This is a genomic window from Acinetobacter sp. NCu2D-2 (assembly GCF_001647675.1).
In the GTDB taxonomy this organism is placed as follows: domain Bacteria; phylum Pseudomonadota; class Gammaproteobacteria; order Pseudomonadales; family Moraxellaceae; genus Acinetobacter.
In genome coordinates this window covers 718481-740500 of sequence record NZ_CP015594.1, presented here as the reverse complement: position 1 = coordinate 740500, position 22020 = coordinate 718481, and the positions used below count along the sequence as shown (strand labels likewise).

General features: G+C 38.6%; 21 protein-coding genes. 13 read left to right on the top strand and 8 right to left on the bottom strand.

The annotated features are described in order from the left end of the window. Positions 1-38 precede the first annotated feature (38 nt). On the top strand, positions 39-545 hold the full coding sequence (locus tag A3K93_RS03415) for a YqiA/YcfP family alpha/beta fold hydrolase (protein WP_067728949.1): 507 nt from the start codon (positions 39-41) through the stop codon (positions 543-545). 41 nt (positions 546-586) lie between these two features. Here the strand turns inward: A3K93_RS03415 and A3K93_RS03410 are convergent, their stop codons facing one another. After that, positions 587-1126: an adenine phosphoribosyltransferase gene (locus A3K93_RS03410; protein WP_067728947.1), complete on the bottom strand. Its 540-nt coding sequence runs from the start codon at positions 1124-1126 to the stop codon at positions 587-589. A 472-nt stretch (positions 1127-1598) separates the two neighbouring features. Here A3K93_RS03410 and rubA point away from each other — a divergent pair, with 472 nt between their 5' ends. From rubA to A3K93_RS03385, 5 genes are all read left to right on the top strand, one after another. Then, entirely contained in the window at positions 1599-1763 is a 165-nt protein-coding gene (gene rubA, locus A3K93_RS03405) for a rubredoxin RubA (RefSeq protein ID WP_067728945.1), read from the top strand. Between the two features lie 79 nt (positions 1764-1842). Beyond that, positions 1843-3021: an NAD(P)/FAD-dependent oxidoreductase gene (locus tag A3K93_RS03400; RefSeq protein WP_067728943.1), complete on the top strand. Its 1179-nt coding sequence runs from the start codon at positions 1843-1845 to the stop codon at positions 3019-3021. A 56-nt stretch (positions 3022-3077) separates the two neighbouring features. Further along, a complete protein-coding gene (estB, locus tag A3K93_RS03395; RefSeq protein ID WP_067728941.1) occupies positions 3078-4016 on the top strand; it encodes an esterase EstB in 939 nt (312 codons plus the stop codon). 12 nt (positions 4017-4028) lie between these two features. Then, positions 4029-4928: a LysR family transcriptional regulator OxyR gene (gene oxyR / locus A3K93_RS03390; RefSeq protein WP_067728939.1), complete on the top strand. Its 900-nt coding sequence runs from the start codon at positions 4029-4031 to the stop codon at positions 4926-4928. 148 nt (positions 4929-5076) lie between these two features. Further along, the gene (locus tag A3K93_RS03385; protein ID WP_081408505.1) at positions 5077-5712 is read left to right on the top strand and encodes a response regulator transcription factor; all 636 of its coding nucleotides are present in this window, start codon (positions 5077-5079) and stop codon (positions 5710-5712) included. A gap of 33 nt (positions 5713-5745) precedes the next feature. Here the strand turns inward: A3K93_RS03385 and ppk1 are convergent, their stop codons facing one another. Then, on the bottom strand, positions 5746-7827 hold the full coding sequence (gene ppk1, locus A3K93_RS03380; protein WP_067728937.1) for a polyphosphate kinase 1: 2082 nt from the start codon (positions 7825-7827) through the stop codon (positions 5746-5748). A gap of 114 nt (positions 7828-7941) precedes the next feature. Continuing rightward, positions 7942-8616 (bottom strand): monofunctional biosynthetic peptidoglycan transglycosylase, encoded by a 675-nt coding sequence (mtgA, locus tag A3K93_RS03375; protein ID WP_067728935.1) that lies wholly within the window; start codon positions 8614-8616, stop codon positions 7942-7944. Positions 8617-8691: 75 nt separating this feature from the next. Here mtgA and A3K93_RS03370 point away from each other — a divergent pair, with 75 nt between their 5' ends. Continuing rightward, positions 8692-9510: a rhomboid family intramembrane serine protease gene (locus A3K93_RS03370; protein WP_067728933.1), complete on the top strand. Its 819-nt coding sequence runs from the start codon at positions 8692-8694 to the stop codon at positions 9508-9510. A 23-nt stretch (positions 9511-9533) separates the two neighbouring features. Here A3K93_RS03370 and A3K93_RS03365 read toward each other — a convergent pair whose 3' ends face one another. Then, the gene (locus A3K93_RS03365; RefSeq protein WP_067728931.1) at positions 9534-12002 is read right to left on the bottom strand and encodes an ABC transporter permease; all 2469 of its coding nucleotides are present in this window, start codon (positions 12000-12002) and stop codon (positions 9534-9536) included. A 2-nt stretch (positions 12003-12004) separates the two neighbouring features. Beyond that, entirely contained in the window at positions 12005-12727 is a 723-nt protein-coding gene (locus tag A3K93_RS03360) for an ABC transporter ATP-binding protein (protein ID WP_067728929.1), read from the bottom strand. A 13-nt stretch (positions 12728-12740) separates the two neighbouring features. On the opposite strand from A3K93_RS03360, the gene A3K93_RS03355 reads away from it, so the two are divergent. Further along, the gene (locus A3K93_RS03355; protein WP_067728927.1) at positions 12741-13370 is read left to right on the top strand and encodes an arylesterase; all 630 of its coding nucleotides are present in this window, start codon (positions 12741-12743) and stop codon (positions 13368-13370) included. Positions 13371-13399: 29 nt separating this feature from the next. On the opposite strand, the gene A3K93_RS03350 is transcribed toward A3K93_RS03355, so the two are convergent. After that, the gene (locus A3K93_RS03350) at positions 13400-14014 is read right to left on the bottom strand and encodes a carbonic anhydrase (RefSeq protein WP_067728924.1); all 615 of its coding nucleotides are present in this window, start codon (positions 14012-14014) and stop codon (positions 13400-13402) included. A gap of 254 nt (positions 14015-14268) precedes the next feature. Here A3K93_RS03350 and A3K93_RS14630 point away from each other — a divergent pair. The 3 genes from A3K93_RS14630 to A3K93_RS03330 all read left to right on the top strand — a co-directional run bounded on the left by A3K93_RS14630 (position 14269) and on the right by A3K93_RS03330 (position 17249). Further along, positions 14269-15082 (top strand): IS5 family transposase gene (locus A3K93_RS14630; RefSeq protein WP_442855646.1). Its coding sequence is split into 2 segments (ribosomal slippage): positions 14269-14651 and positions 14650-15082, totalling 816 coding nucleotides; the frame shifts between segments, so codons are not numbered across the junction. 113 nt (positions 15083-15195) lie between these two features. After that, positions 15196-16230 (top strand): alpha/beta fold hydrolase, encoded by a 1035-nt coding sequence (locus tag A3K93_RS03335; protein ID WP_081408545.1) that lies wholly within the window; start codon positions 15196-15198, stop codon positions 16228-16230. Between the two features lie 14 nt (positions 16231-16244). Beyond that, positions 16245-17249 (top strand): hypothetical protein, encoded by a 1005-nt coding sequence (locus tag A3K93_RS03330; protein WP_067728920.1) that lies wholly within the window; start codon positions 16245-16247, stop codon positions 17247-17249. A 43-nt stretch (positions 17250-17292) separates the two neighbouring features. Here the strand turns inward: A3K93_RS03330 and A3K93_RS03325 are convergent, their stop codons facing one another. Both A3K93_RS03325 and nfuA read right to left on the bottom strand, forming a co-directional pair. Beyond that, complete coding sequence (locus tag A3K93_RS03325) at positions 17293-19332, bottom strand: TonB-dependent receptor domain-containing protein (RefSeq protein WP_067728918.1); 2040 nt, start codon at positions 19330-19332, stop codon at positions 17293-17295. Between the two features lie 171 nt (positions 19333-19503). Further along, a complete protein-coding gene (nfuA, locus tag A3K93_RS03320) occupies positions 19504-20142 on the bottom strand; it encodes a Fe-S biogenesis protein NfuA (protein WP_067728916.1) in 639 nt (212 codons plus the stop codon). A gap of 158 nt (positions 20143-20300) precedes the next feature. Between nfuA and A3K93_RS03315 the strand changes: the two genes are divergently transcribed. Both A3K93_RS03315 and A3K93_RS03310 read left to right on the top strand, forming a co-directional pair. Further along, positions 20301-20918: a rhomboid family intramembrane serine protease gene (locus tag A3K93_RS03315; RefSeq protein WP_067728914.1), complete on the top strand. Its 618-nt coding sequence runs from the start codon at positions 20301-20303 to the stop codon at positions 20916-20918. Positions 20919-21023: 105 nt separating this feature from the next. Beyond that, a complete protein-coding gene (locus A3K93_RS03310; RefSeq protein WP_067728912.1) occupies positions 21024-21959 on the top strand; it encodes an ABC transporter substrate-binding protein in 936 nt (311 codons plus the stop codon). Positions 21960-22020: the final 61 nt, after the last annotated feature.

Here is a 22020-nt window from a genome sequence, read left to right as displayed (position 1 = left end):
CAATTTTTTATAACGAAGAGTAAAAATTAAATTCAATCATGAGCCAATCTCAATCAAAAATTTTGTTCTTGCATGGTTTGGATTCTTCTAAAGAATCCACGAAGTTCCATGCCATTGATGCAGTACATAAATTTTGTATTGATATCGACTATCGTAATTTAAGTTTTACGACGGTTGCGGCTTTTTATGATGAAATTATTGAAAAAATAAAACCCCATATCATTGTTGGGCATAGTTTAGGTGGCTATTGGGCACTTAAAATGTCAGCTTTGCATAAAATCCCCTGTGTCATTGCCAATCCCAGCTTAAAACCATTTTTCCGTGATGATTATCCAGAAATAGATGATGCGGACTTACAAAATGATGTCCCCCAAATGGCATATATTGAACTTGGTGATGAAATTCTAGATATGCATGCAGTTCAATCACAACTTGAAGACTATATGCAGGTTGAAGCCATTGAAGGCGGGCATCATCGTTTGGCATACCCAGAGCGTATAAACCAGCTTATTGAGTTTATAGAAGTTCATCACTTTCAAGCATAAAAAAACCTGACACTGGGTCAGGTTTTTTGAATCTTTAGTATTTAAGCTGCATCAGCAGGTTTAGATTTATCATCTAATACTGTCCAAACATTCAGACCTAAATCACCATGTAAGTCAGGCAAGTCAAGGAAAATGCTTGCACCTAATACTTGATGTTGGCATTTTTCTGCAAGTTCAACCACGGCTTTTAATGTACCACCTGTCGCAAGTACATCATCAACAATAATCACTTTTTGCGCTGGAACTTCAGCAGACATTTCCAAACGATCCATGCCATATTCAAGGCTATAACCCACACCAATTACAGGTGGTGGCAATTTACCTGCTTTACGTACTAAAAGCAGACCTTTACCTAAACGCTGAGCAAGCAAACTTGCCAATACAAAACCACGAGCTTCAACAGCAATAAAACTATCTACTTCTGCCAATTGCTCAGCAGGAATACTTTCGATTAAAGCATCTGTTAAGGGACCGATATTACTCATGAATAAAGGTGTTAAATCAAAGAAGCAAATACCAGGTTTTGGAAAATCCTCGACCGTACGAATGTGAGACCACAATGAAGTAGACAAATTGCTCATGGGGAGATATTCAAAAAAGAAAGGGAACAGTGCAATTTTAAACTGTTTTATAGCGTATGAACAAGATAAATTACAAAACTCAGCCTTAGATTTAAACATTAAGTTATTGTTTTTAATCAAGTATTAATAATTTAATTTATTGAATTATCCTATAAATTTTCAAATCTATAGATGCTTTTTTAAAGAATATTTATATTCGACTTAGAAAACTAAAAATCAGAAAAAATTTCACCTGTTATGCCTTTGAAACTATAATCTTGCGCTGTGATTGATGATTTTAATGATATTTTTTGACCTCCACTGCTCTTCTGCTTTTAATTTCGCTGATTAAACTGTTATGCACTTTACTTTCTGAATAGAACTGCGTAAAAATTTACTCAAATATATCTGCTGTTCAAGATCATATTATTAGAGTCTTTCCATTTATGGATTTTAAACCGCCTGAGAGTTTGGTTGGTTGCTGGAGAATTACATGAAAAAGTATCAATGCATCGTGTGTGGATGGATTTACGATGAAGCCGAAGGTTGGCCTCAAGACGGGATTGTCGCAGGTACAAAATGGGAAGATATCCCTGATGACTGGACGTGCCCTGACTGTGGCGTGTCAAAAATTGATTTTGAAATGGTCGAAATCTAATTACATCTATTCAAAGACCATGTTTTATGGTCTTTTTTTATGCCCCTACAAAATATTAAATTAAAGCATGGAGATTGTTATGCATCCTATCATCATCGTTGGTTCAGGTATGGCGGGTTATGCTGTTGCACGTGAATTCCGCAAATTGAATCCTGAACAAGAATTGGTCATGATCTGTGCGGATGATGCAATCAACTATGCCAAACCAACATTATCGAATGCTTACGTCGCAAAAAAAGCACCTGAGCAAATTGCATTAGGTGATGCAGCCAAAATGTCAGCACAGCTCAATATGCGTATTGAAACGCACACTTGGGTTAAAGCGATTAATGCAGAAAATCATACGCTCACTTTAGAAAAAGATGGACAAACATCAGAACAAGCCTATTCAAAATTAGTCTTGGCTGTGGGTGCAAACCCAATTCGTTTAGCCATTGCTGGCGATGCAAGTGATGATATTCATGTCGTCAACAACCTAGATCACTATAAAAAATTCCGCGTGCAATTGGATGCACGTGAAGACAAACGTGTCGTGATTCTTGGGGCAGGTTTAATCGGTTGTGAATTTGCCAATGATTTACAAAATACAGGTCATCAAGTCACAGTGGTTGATCTTGCACCACAGCCTCTAGGTCGTTTGTTGCCACAACACGTTGCAAGTGCTTTTCAACAAAACTTGGAAGAAACTGGTATCCAATTCGTGTTGGCAACTACCGTTGAAAAAGTGACAAAATCTGAAAGCGACGACTATTTAGTCACACTTGCCAATGGTCAAACCCTTGTTGCAGATGCTGTACTTTCAGCAATCGGCTTACAACCTAATATTGCAGTGGCTAAAGAAGCTGGGATTACAATTTCACGTGGTGTCATCACTAATACGCTTCTTGAAACAAATTTAGTTGATGTGTATGCCGTGGGTGACTGTGCTGAAGTGAATGGAACTTTATTGCCTTATGTGATGCCAATCATGCAACAAGCACGCGCTTTAGCTAAAACTCTAAATGGTGCTGAAACTGCAGTTCATTATCCTGCAATGCCTGTTGCCGTAAAAACACCAGCAGCACCATTGACTGTACTTCCAGCGCCTGTTGGCGTAGATGTGACATGGGAAACTGAAGAACTTGAAGATGGCATGATTGCGAAGGCTGTAGATGCAGAACACACATTACGTGGTTTCGTATTGCTAGGTGCAACAGCAGCCAAACAACGTTTAACATTAACTAAACTTGTTCCTGACTTGATTCCTGCTGCAGTTTAAGCGTTTAATACACAGGATATTTTTCATACAAAATATCCTTTTCAAGGATGAAGTTTATGCAGAGTGCGCTCCAGTTTAGTCTTTCGCCATATACCAGCTTTATGCGAGAAACCAAAGTCGATTTAGGCAATGGTATTCAATTGCATGTTGAAATCGGTGGACATCAAGATCACCCCACAATTCTGTTAATTATGGGTCTGGGCGCACAAATGCTGTATTGGCCTGACTTTTTCTGTCGCTCGCTGATTGATCAAGGCTATCGTGTGATTCGTTTTGATAATCGCGATATAGGTCTGTCTTCTAAAATCCATAACAAAGGTCCACGACTCCATACTGTCAAAATGATGAGTCGGTTTGTGCTTGGACTTGGTAATCAAGGTGCACCTTATGACCTTTTTGATATGGCAGAAGATGTTAGCTTATTGATTGAAAAATTAGAGCTCGGTCAGGTTTATGTGTTAGGTGCATCGATGGGCGGCATGATCGCTCAGATTCTAGCTGCACGTTATCCTGAAAAAGTTAAAAAGCTGGGACTTCTGTTTACCAGTAATAATCAACCGCTTTTACCCCCACCCTTTCCAAAGCAATTATTTAGTCTGATTGACAAACCGGCCTCATCTGATGAAGATGGCATTGTTGATCATAGTCTTAAACTATTTAACATTATTGGTTCTCCAGGCTACATCAATCAGCTGGAAGCCATGCAAACTGCCCGTAAATTATATAAACGAAGTTACCATCCTGCGGGTGTACTTCAACAGTTTTTAGCAATATTATGTACGGGTTCATTGCTGCAACTGGACAAGCAAATTAAACAAGAGACGCTGGTGGTTCATGGCTCTCGAGATCGTTTGCTGCCACCTAGCCATGGTAAGGCTGTTGCCAAAGCAATATCAGGTGCTAAATTTGAATTAATTGATGGAATGGGGCATGATATCCCACCGCATTTTATTCCATATCTTAGCGAATTATTTGCTGATCATTTTAAATCATAAAATTAGGACACTATGGCTGCATTACCATCCCTAAGACAGCTGTCATACCTCGTAACGCTGTCTGAGACGCTGCATTTTACAGAAGCTGCTCGCCGTTCATTTGTAACCCAATCGACTTTGTCTGGTGGGATTATGGAGCTAGAACGTTTACTTGGTGGCGTACTTGTTGAACGCGATCGCCAAAATGTTCGATTAACGCCCCTTGGTGAACAAGTTGTTGCTCGTGCCCGTGTTCTATTGGCAGATGCGCAAGATCTAATGCGTTTAAGCCGCGAAATGAGTGAACCATTAACAGGTGATTTACACCTTGGTGTCATTCCGACTATTGCTCCATTTATTTTGTCGCAATTACTTGAAGAAGTGCATAAGCAATTACCAAAAATCCAATTGCATTTGCATGAAGCGCAAAGTGAAAAAATTGTTGAGAAATTAGAGCATGGTAACCTTGATATGGTTGTTCTTGCCCTACCTTTCGACACACGCAGTTTAAAAGTTGCTGAGATTGTTAAAGAAAACTTATATGTGGTTCACCACAAATCAGATCTAAATGCCGCTAAAGCAACTACTTTAGATGAATTAGATTTGTCACGTTTAATGTTACTCGAAGAAGGTCATTGTTTACGTGATCATGCTTTAAGTGCATGTCCAATTGGCGAACGTAAAAATGATCATCGTTTAAAAGCAAGTTCTTTACCTACGCTGATTGAGATGGTTTCAAGTGATCTTGGCTTTACACTCTTGCCTGAGATTTCAATCCATACCAACATGATCAAATCAAATCCTGATTTGCACGTTAAACCAATCAATGCTGCTCCAAGCCGTACATTGGCATTGGTAACACGTAAAAGTACACCGCTACAAAGCGAATTTGACGTACTACTACAAATTCTGCAAAAGATTTGCCGTCACTAATCATGATTTAAGAAAAAGGAGCACTTCGATGCTCCTTTTTTTATCGCTTTAATTTTCTTATTCGGTATATATCTTCTTTTAAGCTGAAAATATTTCAGTTTCACCCAATAAATACCTAATTATTGGGATAGGTAATTGTTTCAAAATCGTGCACAGTGAACTTCATTTTATTGATTCACTAGAAGTACATGCCGTGGCACTCTTACTCCCTGTACCTATTGTTATTGTACGTCCCTCTGTACAGGTCGAACTCAATAAAATAAACAGCATGATTGATCATCTCGGCTATCGGGCTGATATGGTGATTTACGCAGATGATATTCAGGCAGCAAGCCCAATCATTGAAAGACATGCACCCAATCTTATTTTATATGTTATTGAAGATGCACATGATGTCATCCATATTCCCAAACTAAAACAACAATATTATTCAGACCATTTTATTGTTATTTTTAAAACTCCAGCAGCATCTGTCATTTATTCGGCATTACGCTACGGAATCCATAGTTATATGGTGCAAGAAGATACTATTCCTCAAATGGCTGAAACTTTGAAAATCGCACTTCGTGGCGGTGCCTATTTGCATCCTACGCTTGCAAACTATCTATTAGAACAAATCCGATTAGATGCGCATTTAAAAACTCAATTCACAGCCAGTGAATTACAGCTCTTAGCATTTGTAAGTCAAAACCTTGCTTTTCGCGATATCTTAGAGCGTATGCAATTAAAAGATTTTCACGCCCAAAATATCGTTCGAAAGATTTATCAAAAAATCTCTGCATAAAAAAAGAGGCCACATATCGTAGCCTCTCCTTTATTATTTAATACTTTCGAGTAACTTGCGCTGTGCATTATGCGGTTCTTCACCCTCAGCCGCTTGAACACGTACCCAAGTTCCATCACTTTGTAATAACCATGCTTGCTGATTATCTTTCAAGTAATTCAATAATCCTTGTTGATAGATGCGCTTTTTCAATGCTTCATCTTCAATTGGGAAACACGCTTCGACACGATTGAATAAATTACGATCCATCCAATCGGCACTCGAACAATAAATCTTGGCATTACCATTATTGCTAAAGTAATAAACACGGGTATGTTCAAGGAAACGACCCACGATTGAACGTACTTTAATATTTTCAGATAAACCCGGAAGCCCTGGACGTAAGCAGCAAATCGAACGAATGATCAGATCAATTTTCACCCCTGCTTGTGAGGCTTCATAGAGCTTGTTAATCAATTGCAGTTCAGTGAGTGCATTGACTTTAACAATAATATGCGCCTGTTTACCCGCTTGAGCATTGGCAATTTCATTATCAATATAATGAATTAATTGGGCATGTAAGGTAAACGGCGCATGCAACAGCTTTTTCAGCTTGGCCATTTTTCCCATACCTGTAAGCTCTTGGAAAATACGATGTACATCCTCACACAAATCTTTATCTGTGGTCATCAAACCATAATCGGTATAGATTCGGGCATTCATCGCATGGTAGTTACCTGTGCCTAAATGCACATAACGCACTAGTTTATTGTTCTCACGGCGCACCACAAGAATCATTTTGGCATGCGTTTTATAACCCACGATGCCATATACCACGACAGCGCCTGCTTCCTGTAGCACATTAGCAACTGCAATATTCGATTCTTCATCAAAACGAGCACGAAGCTCAATAACCGCTGTTACCTCTTTACCATTTCGTGCCGCTTCAGCAAGGAGTTGCACTACTTCAGAATTTGCACCACTACGATACAAGGTTTGTTTGATTGCAAGGACTTGCGGATCGCGTGCAGCTTCACGTAACAGTGAAATCACAGGCGAGAAAGATTCAAACGGATGGTGAAGTAAGATGTCTTGCTTCTGCATCGCTGCAAAGACATTTTCAGATTTTTTTAACGCCTTTGGAACGATGGGCGTATGTGAGTCATAACGTAAATGCGGACGTTTAAAATTGGTTAAAAGACGCGCTAAATTGACCGGACCTTCAACTTTATAAAGCTGTTCCAGTTCTAGATCAAACTCATCCAGCAAGTATTTATAAATATGTTCAGGACAGTTTTCAGTGACTTCTAAACGCACTGCACGACCAAAACGGCGTGAGTTAAGTTCGCCTTTTAACGCAATCGCTAAGTCTTCAACGTCTTCATTTAATGCTAAATCGGCATTACGGGTCACACGGAATTGATAACACCCTGTCGCCGTCATACCAGGGAACAAATCAGAAACATGTTCATGAATAATGGCAGATAACATTACATGATGCTCTTTACCACCTGTCAGCTCATCAGGTAAGCGCACAACACGTGGTAAAGAGCGTGGTGCTGGTACAACGGCCAAATCAATTTGACGACCAAAGGCATCCTTCCCTTCAAGCGTGACAATAAAGTTCAGTGATTTATTCACCAAACGTGGGAATGGATGTGCAGGGTCAAGGCTAATTGGGGTTAATACAGGTGCAACTTGTTCTTGGAAATATTTTTTCACCCATGCCGACTGTGCGGGTGTCAGCTCACCACGACGCAAGAAGCAAATATCCTCCTCACGTAACTTCGGTAATATTTCTTCATTTAAAATGCGGTATTGGCGTTCAATGGCAGCATGAGCCGTTTGCGAAATTTGCTCTAAAACTTGTTTCGGGGTTAATCCGTCTGGGCTTCGGCTTTCATTACCCAAGTCGAGTTGTTCTAAGATACCTGCAACGCGAATTTCAAAAAATTCATCTAAATTTCGTGAAAAAATCAGTAAGAAATTCATACGTTCGAGCAAAGGATGCAACGGATCAACCGCCTGCTCCAATACACGCAAGTGGAAATCTAAAATCGATAGCTCACGATTAATATAACGATCATTGTAGGTATATTCTGTGTCGACGGGTGTAGTGCTCGTTGCCGTATTCATATTGAACCTGTGCTATGTTTTTAAATCTAAAGTACTGCTTTCAGTATGCTTCAAAAACATGACAATTTCATAAAAAAAAGCCCGAATATCGGGCTTTTTATAAGATTTTTTACATTAAGGTAATTCAGCATAACGCATATAGCGACGAATCATTTGCTTACGTGCTTTTAAACCATCAGCATGGCGATGATCTTCAAAATATTTAGGATTGGTTAAAATCGCAGCCAAGAAAATGGCTTGGTCTTTGGTCAAACTTTTTGAGGTTTTACCAAAGTAATGTTTCGCTGCTGCCTCAACCCCGTAGATATTATTTCCAAACTCAATTGAGTTTAAATATACCTCAAGAATCCGCTGCTTCGACCACATACGCTCCATCATCCATGTAGCGACAGCTTCCTGACCTTTACGTACAAAAGAACGCTTATTGTATAAAAATAAATTCTTCGCCAATTGCTGTGAAATGGTTGAACCACCAGCCACAACTTTTCCTTGATCTCGATTTTTATTCAATGCTGTTTGAATACCATCCCAGTCAAAACCATGATGATGGATAAATTTGCCATCTTCAGCAGTCACAATGGCTTTTTTTAGATTGGTACTGATTTCATCATATGGACGCCATTGATGCTGAATGGGCTTACTGGGTTCTGTCCAATAGTCGATACGCATCATCATGGTGGTTTCAACAGGATGAGTCCGCCACCAAGCCAAACTTGCAAAGATCCACAGTTGAATCAATAGCACAATACTGATCAAGAGTAAGAAAGTACGTAGCAAGAAAGCTTTCATGTCAGCGAGTTACTCCTGAGAATTCGGTTTCGTGTTAAGCTTATTCGAAATAAAGAACCACAGCAAAAGAAAAGCATGTCTGAGTATTCTCCCCCACGCATCCATTCAAAACCTGAAATTCATCTTTGGTGGTTTAGTGCATTGTTGATTGCCATTAATGTTGGGCTGTTTTTATTACAAGCTATAAACGGCATGGATTTGAATCAACCCAGTACACAAGATGCGATTCATTGGGGTGCCGATTATGCGCCTTTAACGTATTTAGTGGAACCCATCCGCCTGTTTACAAGCATGTTTTTTCATTTTGGCTTTATTCACCTGATGCTGAATATGTGGGCTTTGTATATCTTTGGTAGTGTTGCTGAACAGCTCTATGGACGTCGCTATTTTATTGCTATGTATCTCCTTGCTGGGTTAATGGGAAGCTTAGTCAGTGGATATATGAGCATTCAGGACAGTTATGCACTTCTTGAAGGTGGAGTAGCAAATCCTCAATTACTACCTGCAGTCAGTGCTGGTGCTTCAGGTGCAGTGATGGGACTAGGTGGTGCATTGACTGTACTCTCCTTATTTCCTGTTCTACCAACACAGCGTTTTATCTTAGATAAAAAGACATTACTTTTAGTGATGGGCATTAACCTCATGATGGGCTTTATGATTAGTGGAATTAATAACGCTGCCCATATTGGTGGCATGATCATGGGTGCTGTCTTAAGCTTAGTTTGGTATCTCAGTCATAAATGGCATAAAACAAAAACTCTGCAAATCATCGGCATCATCTTGGGTATTGGTTTATGTGTTTTGTTATATCGCTATAACCTTGCATTGATTCAACCTATTCAGCCACTTTGGCAAGAAATTTTGCAGTTGATGGAACAGCAACTGTCTCTCTAAGATATCTCCATAAAAAAATCGGGCTATTGCCCGATTTCTCTTAAACTTTGTAAAGGTGGAATTTGAGCTAGGTAACTGAGTCGATAACGTCCGATCAAAGCACACAATAACGTCATTAAGAGCGGCAAGACTACCCAAATTTCATAATGTAGTTGAATACTCAGTTCCATCTTATAGCTAGCAACAGCACTGATAATTTCAGCGAATACACAAGCCACAACGCCTGAAATAAATCCAATACAGCCAATCTCAAGCGTCAACATACTTTTGATTTTTGTTTTAGAGCTGCCAAATGCACGTAATAAAGCCACTTCTTTTTTTCGTTCATCCATCAGTAAGTTCAGACAAGCAATTAAGACCAAAAATCCTGAAATACTCACTAAGAGTGCCAAAAGCGTCACCACTTGAACCAGGACATTTACGATACGTTTTACTTCATCTAAGATTAAACTGACATCAATAAAAACAGTGGTTGCAAACTGTTGGATCAGATTGATGAGCTTAGGTTTATCCACTTCAGGTACATAAAAACTGCCTAAATAACTGCCCGCATTTACATCCATAGTCTTTGGGTGAAAAATAAAAAAGAAATTCGGGCTAAAACTCTCCCATTCGACACTGCGTAAATTCACTACTTTTGCCTGTAAAGGGCCTTCAGGTAAGTTAAACGTTAAACGATCTCCAATTTGAATCCCCAACTCTTGCGCAGTTTTGGCTTCCACCGAAACTTCTCCTGGATGCTTGAGTAAAGGCTCGCCTTTCAAGATGACATTGTCTTTTGGATAAGTATCTGATTGGGTCAGATTTAGCTCACGCTGTAATGTGTTATTTGTACGTACTAAATCTGCACTAAATGCTTTGCCATTTTTCTCTACTAAACGCCCCCGAATATTCGGATATAACGGTGTACTTTCCCATTGGTTTTGTTTGAGCTTGGCGGCTAGTTCAGGCATTTCAAAGGGGGGTAAGCCATAAACAAATTGATTGGGAGTTCCCTCAGGTAACTGTTGCTGCCATCTTTCAAGTAAATCGGTACGAAGTACGACAAGTACACTAATCAGACTCAGCCCTAGCGCTAAAGCGGTAATCTGTAAAGCAGTTTGCGAGGGTGTTCTAATATAAGCTGAAGCACCAAGTTTGAGCTGCTTCATCCCGCGTAGAAATAACCACACCGTTAAATACAGCACTGCACAAAGTAGGATAATTGCGCCCATCACCCAAGCACTCAGGACTATATTTTCTGTCAGTATTAGACTAAACATAATTAAACTGACTAAACCCGTCGCTAAAGTCCATAGCAAGGTATGTACTGATTTTTCTTGCTGACGGATCACACGAATCGGCGCAGTATTCATGAGTTGCCATAGATTGGGTAAGACAAATCCAATCAATACAACGGCACTGGTAAGAATGGCGATAGGCAACGGCCCAACAATTAAACTCTTAACAGAAAATGTAATGATGAGGTTTGGGATCAATTGCATCATCAGTTGCAGCAAACCAAACCCCAAACCAATACCGATAACTGTGCCCAATACAATAGCTATAGCAATGATTAAAACCAGTAGCACCACATAGGCTTTTAAAATCTGCTGTCGACTTGCTCCCATACAGCGCATTAAAGCAATATGATCCTGATTTTGTTGTACATAACGTTGCGCAGTTAAAGCAATGGCAATGCCACATAATAAAATAGTCAAAATATTCGCCAATTGTAGGAAGGTATCTAAATTGGCAATCGGTTTGATTAAGCGAGAATTACCTTCTGCAGCATTACGCAGTTTTAAACTTTGAATGGTAGCTTCCTGATTGGAGAGTTCTTGTTGATCAGGGAACTTCGTTCTAAATATGTGTTCAAAACGCTGTGTTTGCTGCGGCGTTCCTGCAAGTAATAGTCGATAATCAATTCGGCTTCCCACCTGAATTGCATTGGTTCGTGCAACTTCACTTTGTGCAATCATCACGGTAGGTGAAAACCCACCAAAACCCAATTCTTGGTTTGAATCACGCACAATTTCTGCACTGAGTTGAAAACTTGCATCTGCAATTTGAACTTGATCCCCAATATTGACTTTCAACAGTTGCATAGCACGTGGACTAAGCCAAATTTCACCAGCGTTTAGTCCTTTTTGCGAGGGTGAAACAGTGATCTCACCTCTGAGCGGGAAATGAGTATCCACCGCTTTGACATTAACCATGACAAATTTATCTGAAGTCGACGCCATGGAACTAAAGACTGTTACTTCAGATTGTTCTAATCCCAATTGCGTTGCTTGATCTCGCCATTCATTTGGAATTGGTTGGTTATCACTGAGGAGTAAATCGCCCGCCAGCATTTCAGCGGCCTGTAATGTCACAGCATTTTGAATTTGTTGATTACTAAATTTAAGTGCTGTAGTCGCACTAATAGCAAGTGTCAGCGCGATGATTAATAGATAGATGCCTGTACTTTGAAAACTTTGTTTCAGTAAAGGATGAAATAAATCATTCATCTTCATCCTCCCTGCATTTGTTCAATCAGTTTTCCATCCTGCAATTGCAAATGACGTTGGCACTGCGCTGCAAGTTTCACATCATGCGTGACCAATACCAAGGTCGTCCCCGTTTCTTGATTGAGGCTAAATAAAAGCTGTTCGATCTCTTGTGCTGTTTGTCCATCTAAATTCCCTGTCGGCTCATCAGCAAAGATGATTTGGGGTTGACTCACCAACGCACGGGCAATCGCAACCCGTTGCTGTTCACCACCCGATAAGACCTTAGGGGTTTGCTGTGCTTGACGTGCTAATCCCACCTTTTCTAAAAGAGCTAATGCCGTTTTTTCCGCTTTGCTATATTTAAAATCAGGCTGTAAACGCAGTGGAAGCATGACATTTTCGAGCGCTGTGAGATGCGGCAATAATTGAAAAGATTGGAACACAAAGCCGATATTCTCAAGACGGACACGTGCGCGCTGCTCTTCACTCAGTATAGAAATCTCTTGACCGCAGATGTGAAGTTGTCCAGAACTGGCTTGATCCAAGGTCGCTAAAATCCCCAATAACGTAGACTTACCAGAGCCTGATCGGCCTGTAATCGCCACCTGCTCACCTGCATAAATTTCAAGATTGAGATCTTCAAAAATACTGAGTTGCTTGTGTGGAAGTTGTATCTTTTGGCTCAAAGATTGGGCAGCAATGATGACTTGTGGCATGATGGATTCTGGATTGTTCTGAACCATACGTGTCCTTGTTATGTCTATTCGAGTTATTCGCAAAAGGTTATTTTTCAGTTTAATGCTGATCAGTGCTTGTCTACTGACTAATCTCAGTTATGCCAAAACTATCATGATTTTAGGTGATAGCATTAGTGCAGGCTATGGCATGTCACCTGCTCAGACTTGGGTGAGTTTGTTAGATAAACGTCTAGCTCAACAGTATCCCAAACAACACAAAGTGGTCAATGCAAGTGTGAGTGGTGAAACTACCAGTGGTGCACTGGCAAGACTTCCTAAATTATTACAGACATATCGTCCGAATATTGTGGTGATTGAATTAGGTGGGAATGATGGACTTCGCGGGCAGCCGCCACAAGCAATACAAAAAAATTTAGAAAGCTTGGTCAAACAAAGTCAAAATGCCAAAGCCAAGGTGATTTTATTTGGAATGAAAATCCCACCAAATTATGGACAGGCATACAGCAAAGCATTTGAAAATAATTATAAAGTTGTCAGCCAAAAGTATCAGGTCAAATTATTGCCATTTTTCTTAGAGGGTGTGGCTGGCAATAAAACTCTAATGCAAAGTGATTTAATTCACCCCAATGCCAAAGCCCAAAGTATTTTACTAAATTCAGCTTATCCATATATTAAAGGCGCTTTATAAAGCGCCTTTAAGTTTTTAAATTTTATATTTTAGAAATCGTAGAAAGTCACTTCGCCAGTTTCTAATGAGTACTCCGCACCCACCACTTTTAACTGACCTTTAGAAATTAAACTTTCTAATACTGCTGAACCGTGGCGAAGCTGATTTACAGATGCAAATACGTTTGAACGTACAGCATGTTGAGATAATTTTTTCAAATCGTCTTTTAATTCAGTTTGTAGCAGAATTTCAACCGATGGACGAACACGATTCACAATTGACATCAAGTTTGCAGATGGTGGCGTCGTTGGATTGGTGAGTGCATTGATGGTCGATTTAATCGCGCCACAATGCGTATGACCTAATACAATTACGACTGGGCAACCAAAGCTTTCCGCTGCGAATTCCACACTACCTACTTGTGATGGTGCAACGATATTCCCTGCAACACGAATTACAAATAGATCACCTAAACCTTGGTCAAAAACCATTTCTGCAGGTACGCGTGAATCTGAGCAACCTAAAACAATGGCAAATGGCTCTTGGCTTTCTGCCATTTCTGCACGTTCTTGATGGGATAACATCTTCACATGCGCCATTTGTCCGTTTACGAAACGTTGGTTACCCTGTTTGAGACGTTCTAAAGCTTCTTGAGCTGTGAGCATTCTTCTATTACCACCGATGTTTTAAGTTGTATTATAGTAATACCAGCCTATTTGATTGTCACTTGCAAAACATGTAGCTGATTAAAATAAGTTCATTTTAAAAGCATCACATTCACGATAAAACATCTAGCGATATTTCACATTTTTATGTAATATTTTATCTGAATCTATAAACTCATTCGTGACATTAATTATAAATTAATTAGAATAGAATAGACCTCTTGCGAAAGTAAAAAATTGTTTATACTAGTCCCATGAAATATGAAAATTTAACTAGATTTAATGATGGGGAATTTAAACGACTTGTTGGCGTTCCTCGTCCATTATTCTTAAAAATGGTATCAGTGTTACAACACGCTGAACTTGCCAAGAAAAAATCTGGAAGACCTCATTCGTTGTGTTTAGAGGATCAATTGTTGTTAACTTTAAATTACTTACGCTGTTATAGAACTCAAATTGAGTTATCCGCCGACTATAACCTAGCTGAAAGTAATGTGAATCGTACGATTCAGAAAGTTGAAAAGGCTCTGATTCAATCACGGATTTTCGCATTGCCTAAAAGGAATCAAAAGTTTAGTGAGGAGGATTATGTAATCGTTGATGTCACTGAGTCACAGATTGAGCGTCCCAAAAAAACAAAGAAAATTCTATAGCGGTAAAAAGAAGAAACATACGCTAAAAACACAGGTCATTTTTAACCCAAAATTAAAGCAAATTGTAAGTATACAGATTGAAGATGGCAGAAAACACGATCTGACGATTGCGCGTAAGTATTTGAAGGAGATGGTCATTTATCCTTGTATCATGGCAGATTTAGCCTATAAAGGATTTCATCAGATTAAGAGTAAGTTACTCATTCCCATCAAGAAACCTAAGAATTTATCATTACCCCAAATAGCAAAACAGATCAACCAAGAAATCAGTCGGCGTAGGATCACAATTGAACATATCAACGGCAAACTTAAACATTTTCGGATATTAACAGAACGCTATAGAAATAGACGGAAACGCTTTGGTCTAAGAATGAATTTAATTGCTGGAATGGTGAATTGGATGCTCTTAAATTAACTTTCGCAAGAGATCTAATCAATCAGATTATTTTACCAATTCTATAAATGGTCATTTGATAATAGAAGAATAAGCACGAATCTGCGCTTTAAACACTGGGGAAAACACCAATGATGAAAAAAAATAAATCGCATATGAGTATTTTTTCTAAATTCGCTTTAAGTCTGACTTTTGGCTTAAGTTTCCTGCCCCTTGCTACTTTGAGCCATGCTGCACTCTCAGAATCCACTCAAAAAACCCTACAGCAATATTTAGCTCAGGAAAGAGCAATTGCAGGTCTCACCACAAAAACACTGAAAGTTGGAGACATGGTCTGGAGCTATAATGAAGGCGGTGTAAAAAATAAATCGACGATTATTTTAATTCATGGTTTGGCAGGTTCTAAAGATGACTGGAACCGTGTCGCGAAGTTTTTAACGCCAAGCTATCATGTAATTATTCCTGACCTACCTACCAATGGTGAGACCAGAACCCCACGTGATTTTGATTTCTCTATTCCAAATGTAACCTCTGAACTGCGCAATTTTATTGAAACTTTAAATATCGATGAAAACTTAAATATTGCCGGTCACTCATTGGGTGGCTCAATTGCAACTGTGTATGCATCACAATATCCATTTGATACCCAAAGCTTATTTTTACTTAATAGCGCTGGCATTTATAAACTTGCCAATACCCCCTATACCAAAAATCCGCAGACTTTAAAAAATTTGATTGTGACCAAAGCGGGAGATTTAGATGATGTATCACGTCAGCTCATGGAAAACCCTCCGCAAATTCCCTATCAATATAAATCTGCACAAGAAAAATTACTGATTTCAAAATCAGCAACAACTTTAAAAGCTGTCGATCAAGTCGTGATGCTCAGTCGACTTTATACGCCAGAGTCTTTTGCACGTTTAACGCGAACGATTGAAGCACCGACTTTGATTTTATGGGGCAAACAGGACCGTATTTTTAATTTTGAAGTCGCAAAAGAACTTTATGGTTTGCTTAAACGCCCAGAAACGCCGATTATTCTCAATAATGTCGGTCATATGCCCATTCTTGAAGCAGAAAAACAAGTTGCACAGTATTATTTACCTTTCCTTGCCAAGACACAGATCCTAAAAAACCCACTTGCTGATAAACTCATTCCTTTAAATTAAATTGCAGAGAGACTATGCAGAAACTCCCTTTGATTGAGCAACTCATTGATGCTCAGCTCGACTTTTTAGATGAGACATTTGCTAATTCTGAAAATGTTCAAACCGAGTTTCAACAGTTCTATCTGTGGTTTCGTAAGCAAACACTGCAAGAGCTTTGGTCATTTGAATCCATCAATGCATTATTGCAAAAACAAATTCTAGCAACGCCCGCAAGTAGTTTTTTGATTGAGCAAATTGCAGAGCATATACGTTTTGCGCTCGTGCATCCCTCAAATGAAACAACAAAAATTGAAGATGTGATTCCTGTGATGACCATTGATAAAATTGCACAATATGTTGCAAGTAAAAGTGGCCATCGTCAGCGTTTAATCAAAACTATCGTCAATAATCCGGCTTTTTCAGCCATGATCACGCAGTTGATTCAGCATTCTATTCAAGATTATTTAGATAATTCAGTTATTGCGAAAAGTGTCCCTGGTGTGTCACGTTTTATGAAAATGGGCAAATCTGTACTTGAAAATGTGACAGATACCAACCTGGATAATGCAGTGGCCAAGTATTTGCAAAAAAATATTTTAAAACTCAGCCAAATGAGCGAAAACGTGCTTAATCAGCACTTTGATGATGACAAGCTCTATCACTTCCAAGCCAATCTTTGGCACAAAATTAAAAGTATGCCTTTATCTGTACTTAAAAATTATATTGAAGTACAGGACTTATCACAGACGGTTGCAATGGGTCATGAAATTTGGGGTTTCATGCGTCAAACACCATACTTACAGCAACAAGTCCATGACGGCGTTTATGCATGGTACATCCGTAATCAGCAGCATACATTTGATCAGCTTTTACGTGATTTAAATATTGATGAATCCTTGGTGCAGAATGAATTAAATCAGCTATTAACACCAATTATTCAGCAGATGATTTCACAGCAGTATTTACGTAGACGTGCGCGTCGTTATCTCGAAAAATTTTATTATTCAGAAAAAACTTTAAAGATTTTGCAGTTAAGCTAACTCCATAAAAAAAGCCGCGTTAAGCGGCTTTTTTTCGATTGAATTAGAATTTTGCAACTAATCCAATTCCATAGCGTCGACCATCAAGTTCCTGTACACCAGATGAGCTCAAGGCTTTTTCATTTAACACGTTATATACACCAAATTTTCCTTTTAAGTTATCAGTAAAGTTATAATTTAAACCAATATCTAGGAATTCATAACCCGGTGTCTTGTCCGACATTGAAGCTCGACCTAAGAAACTTGAAGTTTCACTTCGATAATGCAAACGACTCCAAATATTTAGATCATCCGTTATTTCATAATCAACAGTTAAATTTGCCATATGTTTGGGCATTTCATTTAAAGGCTGACCTTTAAACTTTCCTGATTTTTGCTCAGTTTCGGTATATGTATAGTTCGTTAATAAGTTAACCCCAGGAGCTAATTCTGCTTCAAATGTTGCTTCAGCACCATACATTACGGCTTCATCGACATTGAATCGATCACTAATGAAATAATACATTGGAGAGTCAGCTTGTCCAGGGAATAACTCACACTGCTTTGCCACCCACTTATCATCGATACGATCAGATTCACAATCTCGGACTTCGATAATTTTATTTTTAAACTCTGTATAAAAACCTGTCAAAGACGCTTTATAAATATCACGAGTTAAATAGAAGCCTAACTCACTCGATACTGACTCTTCTGGCTTTAAATCAGGATTCGCACGAATTACAGCATTACCAGCCCCACCACCAGTTGCTGCGTAATAACCTGGTGCGACTGCGCGAATATCCGGTTGTTTATAACCTGTAGATACACCACCTTTAACGATCATTGAATCATTTAGGTTATACACACCATATAGACGAGGACTAAATTGCTCGCCAAAGTTTTCATCATAATCAACACGCACACCTGCGGTTAAACTAAAACGATCTGTTAAGCCCCGAGTATCTTCACCAAATAAAGAGTATGTATCACGTGTAATCGGCTTGAAGCCAACTAACGGATTACTATTCGTTGCTTTATCTTCTAGATTTTCACCTTTAAAAGATGCTCCTAAAGTTAAATCATGCTCTCCAAGAGTCCAATTCCACTGCGTATTTGCTAATACAGTTTCTAAATCGATTCCGCTTGTCGGATTTGTGCTATGTTTTCGGTCTGGGTTACGTGACTTCTCATACTGAATAAATGACACACTTTCAACGTTATCATTATATTGTCCATTATGCGTTATACTATATACATCACGATAATTTCTTGAATATGAATCTTTTTCACCTAATTTTGTTGTTTTACCTGCAGTAGTTTCTCCTTCTTGTTTTACAAAATTAGCTTCAAACTCTAAGTCATGCTTGTCATTTAATATGTATGTTAAGCGTGAATTGAGGCTTTCTCTTTCCGTACCACGGAAACCACCTACATAGTTATCTTCTTCTCTCTTTTGCTTATTTAGTCCTAGTTGTAATCCTAATTTATCTTGTAATAATGGACCAGCCAAATACACTGATCCCTCTTTAATATCACCCGATTTATTACTGTCTTGTAAAACAGTTCCTAATTCAACCGTACCAGACCATTCATCTGATACTTTTTTAGTAATAATGTTAACTACACCACCCATTGCATCAGTACCATAGAGTGTAGAAGCCGGCCCGCGAATAATCTCAATACGTTCTACTGCTGCCATTGGAGGTAAAATGTTTTTTTCAAAACCGTTATCATCTCCATTTGGATTCGCATCTCTAGAAAACTGACGTTTACCATTCACTAAGAAAAGTGTGTAATTTGAACCCATACCTCGGATGCTAATTCCTTGTGAGGCACCATTACCTGTAACTACAACCCCTGGTGTGTTGCGTAGTACATCATTAATATCATTATAATTTCTTTTATCTAATTCCTTGCGATCGATAACTGTAATAGATGCTGGTGCCTGCGCTACATCTTGTTCGTAACCTGCAGCAGTAATAACGATTGTTTCTAATTTTGTCGTATTTGAATCATTTTTTACAGATTCTTGTGCGTGTACAGTCGCAGTCATGGCAGCGAGAACTGCAAAACTTAAAGTCGATTTTAAATACGGCTTTGTCATACCTAAAGACCCATCAAATGTAAATGTGAATTAATCGTGTTTGGAATGTTGCTCATTGTAACTAATTTTCAATTAAATACAATTAATATTAATAATTATTCTCATTTACTTTTAATTTCATAAAAAAAGCCCAGAAAATTCTGAGCTTTTGGAAATAATGCTTAAAAAAGCTTATTTCATATATGCGCCTTCAGATTGACTGTGGTCAGTTTCATCAATCACATGAGCCAATTCAGGGATATGTTGTTTAAGCGTTGTTTCTACACCTTGTTTTAAAGTGATATCAATTGCTGAACAACCTTGGCAACCACCACCAAATTTAAGCACAGCAGTTAAGCCATGTTCAGGATCTTCTTTTACTTTAACCAAAGCACAGTTACCGCCATGGCCTGCAAGACCTGGGTTAATTTCAGATTGAAGTACATAAGTAATACGTTCTTCGACTGAAGCATCAGGCCCTACGCGAGGCACTTTAGAATTCGGTGCACGGAATGTTAATTGACCACCAAAACGGTCTTTGTTGTAGTCAATCACCGCATCTAATAAATACGGAATTGATGGTGCATCAATAAACGCTGGGAAGTCAGGGTATTCTTGCTTGTAGTCTGTCGGTACAACTTCATCAGGTGCACTATACGCCATACAACATTCAGCACGTGGTGTACCTGGATGTTCAACAAAAATACGCACACCAATACCCGGTGTATTTTGTTTTTCTAAAAGATCCTTAAGATACTCTTGTGCAGTTGGTGTAATTAATAAGTTTGGAATTTCACTTGCAACTGCAGTGCTGCTGTTCTCAGTCGACATAACAATTATTTCCTCAAGCTGAAGATGCTATTTTAACTGAAGATGTGGGGTAAAATTTAAAATTCAACTAAAATTGTCGGATTTATTATAAAACAACACTATAAAATCTCATTTAATGGCATCATGCTGTATAAGTAACCATTTTCAGACGATTGCAAATGCTTGATTTACCTTTTAATCATACAGTCACGCTCATCATTATTACCTGTTTAATCTCTTTTGTAGCTTTCTCGAAAGAACAAGTGATGAACCGTCTTATTTTTTGGCCACCTGCAATACAAAAAGGTCAATACGACCGCTTTATCACACATGGTTTTATTCATGCTGATGGTACGCATTTACTGTTCAATATGATTACGCTGTTCTTTTTTGGCAGTATTATTGAAAGTTTTTATCGCCAATACTTTTATGAACTGGGCTTTGTCTTATTTTATTTAGGTGGTTTGATTGCAGCCATTCTTCCGAGCTATCTTCAACATAAAAATAATCACCGCTGGGCAAGTTTAGGAGCATCAGGTGCTGTTTCCGCTGTACTTTTTGCCTATATCTTATTTGAACCATGGAAACTAATTTTTGTTTTCTTTATTCCAGTACCAGCAATTATCTTTGCTTTTCTTTATGTTGCTTACAGTATTTGGTCAGGAAAACGTGGCAATACCAATATCAACCATAGTGCTCATTTATGGGGTGCGGCTTACGGTGTGATTATGACCATTATTTTAGAGCCAAGACTTATCCCCCACTTCCTGAATAAGCTCATGCAACTCCCGTTTTAACCCTTGAAAAGAGATCTAAGAGGTCTCTTTTTTTGAAAATGTGAATGTAAACGATTTTCATTTATAAAAATTATGTTAATCTTTGCCAAAATTTGAGGATGACTTATGAACTTAAAAACGTTAACAATTTCGATAATTCTTGGTTTAGGTACTGCAATGAGTGCCTCTGCGCAGGTTAATTTTAATTATAAAGATCAAAGTATTTCTTTGGCTCAATCACCAAAAACTTTAGCCGTTTATGATCTTTCCGTACTTGATACATTAAATGCATTAGGTGTTGATGCACAGTTGGTACCAGCTGCAAGTTTTTCGGGTGACTTAAACCGTTATCAACAAGAAAAGTATATTAAAGCGGGGACTTTATTTGAGCCAGACACATCTGTTTTACAAAAATCTAAACCTGATTTAATTATTGTAGGCGGACGCTCAGCATCTAAAGCTGACAGTTTAAAAGCCATTGCCCCTATTTTGAACTTATCACCAGATACGTCCAACTATCTGGAAGATCTAAAAGCACGCACAATGACCTTAGCTAATGCCTATTCTAAGCAGAAGATTGCTCAGGAAAAGTTAGAACGTGTTTCTCAACTACAAGCTGAACTGAAAAAGAAAACAAAAGGTAAATCTGCACTTATGTTATTTGCAGTGGGTGAAAACTTCATGCCACATGCAGAAAATGACCGTTTTGGTTTTGTTTATGATTTAGCAGGTTTTAAATCAGTTTTAGAACCTTCTGAGAAGTCTGATGCACCTCGCCCTACAGCAGGTAGTCCAGAAGCACTTCAAGCAGCAGCAAATGTAAAACGTTTGGAAAAAGCAGTCGCGCAAAATCCAGATTATATTATTGTGCTTGATCGTGGCGCGGTGAACACTCAAAAATACACGGCTCAAGACAATATTTTGAAACATCCAGCACTTAAAAATGCGAAAGCTTTACAAGATAAAAAAGTGATTTATGTAAATGCTGATGCTTGGTATATCACAGGCGCAGGATTAAATAATACCGCATTCATGCTGAAAGAAATTATGGATGCGCTTTAATCGCACAAAATGATTTTATATATCACTTGAAATATCTCGTAATAATTTAAGCAAAAAGGTT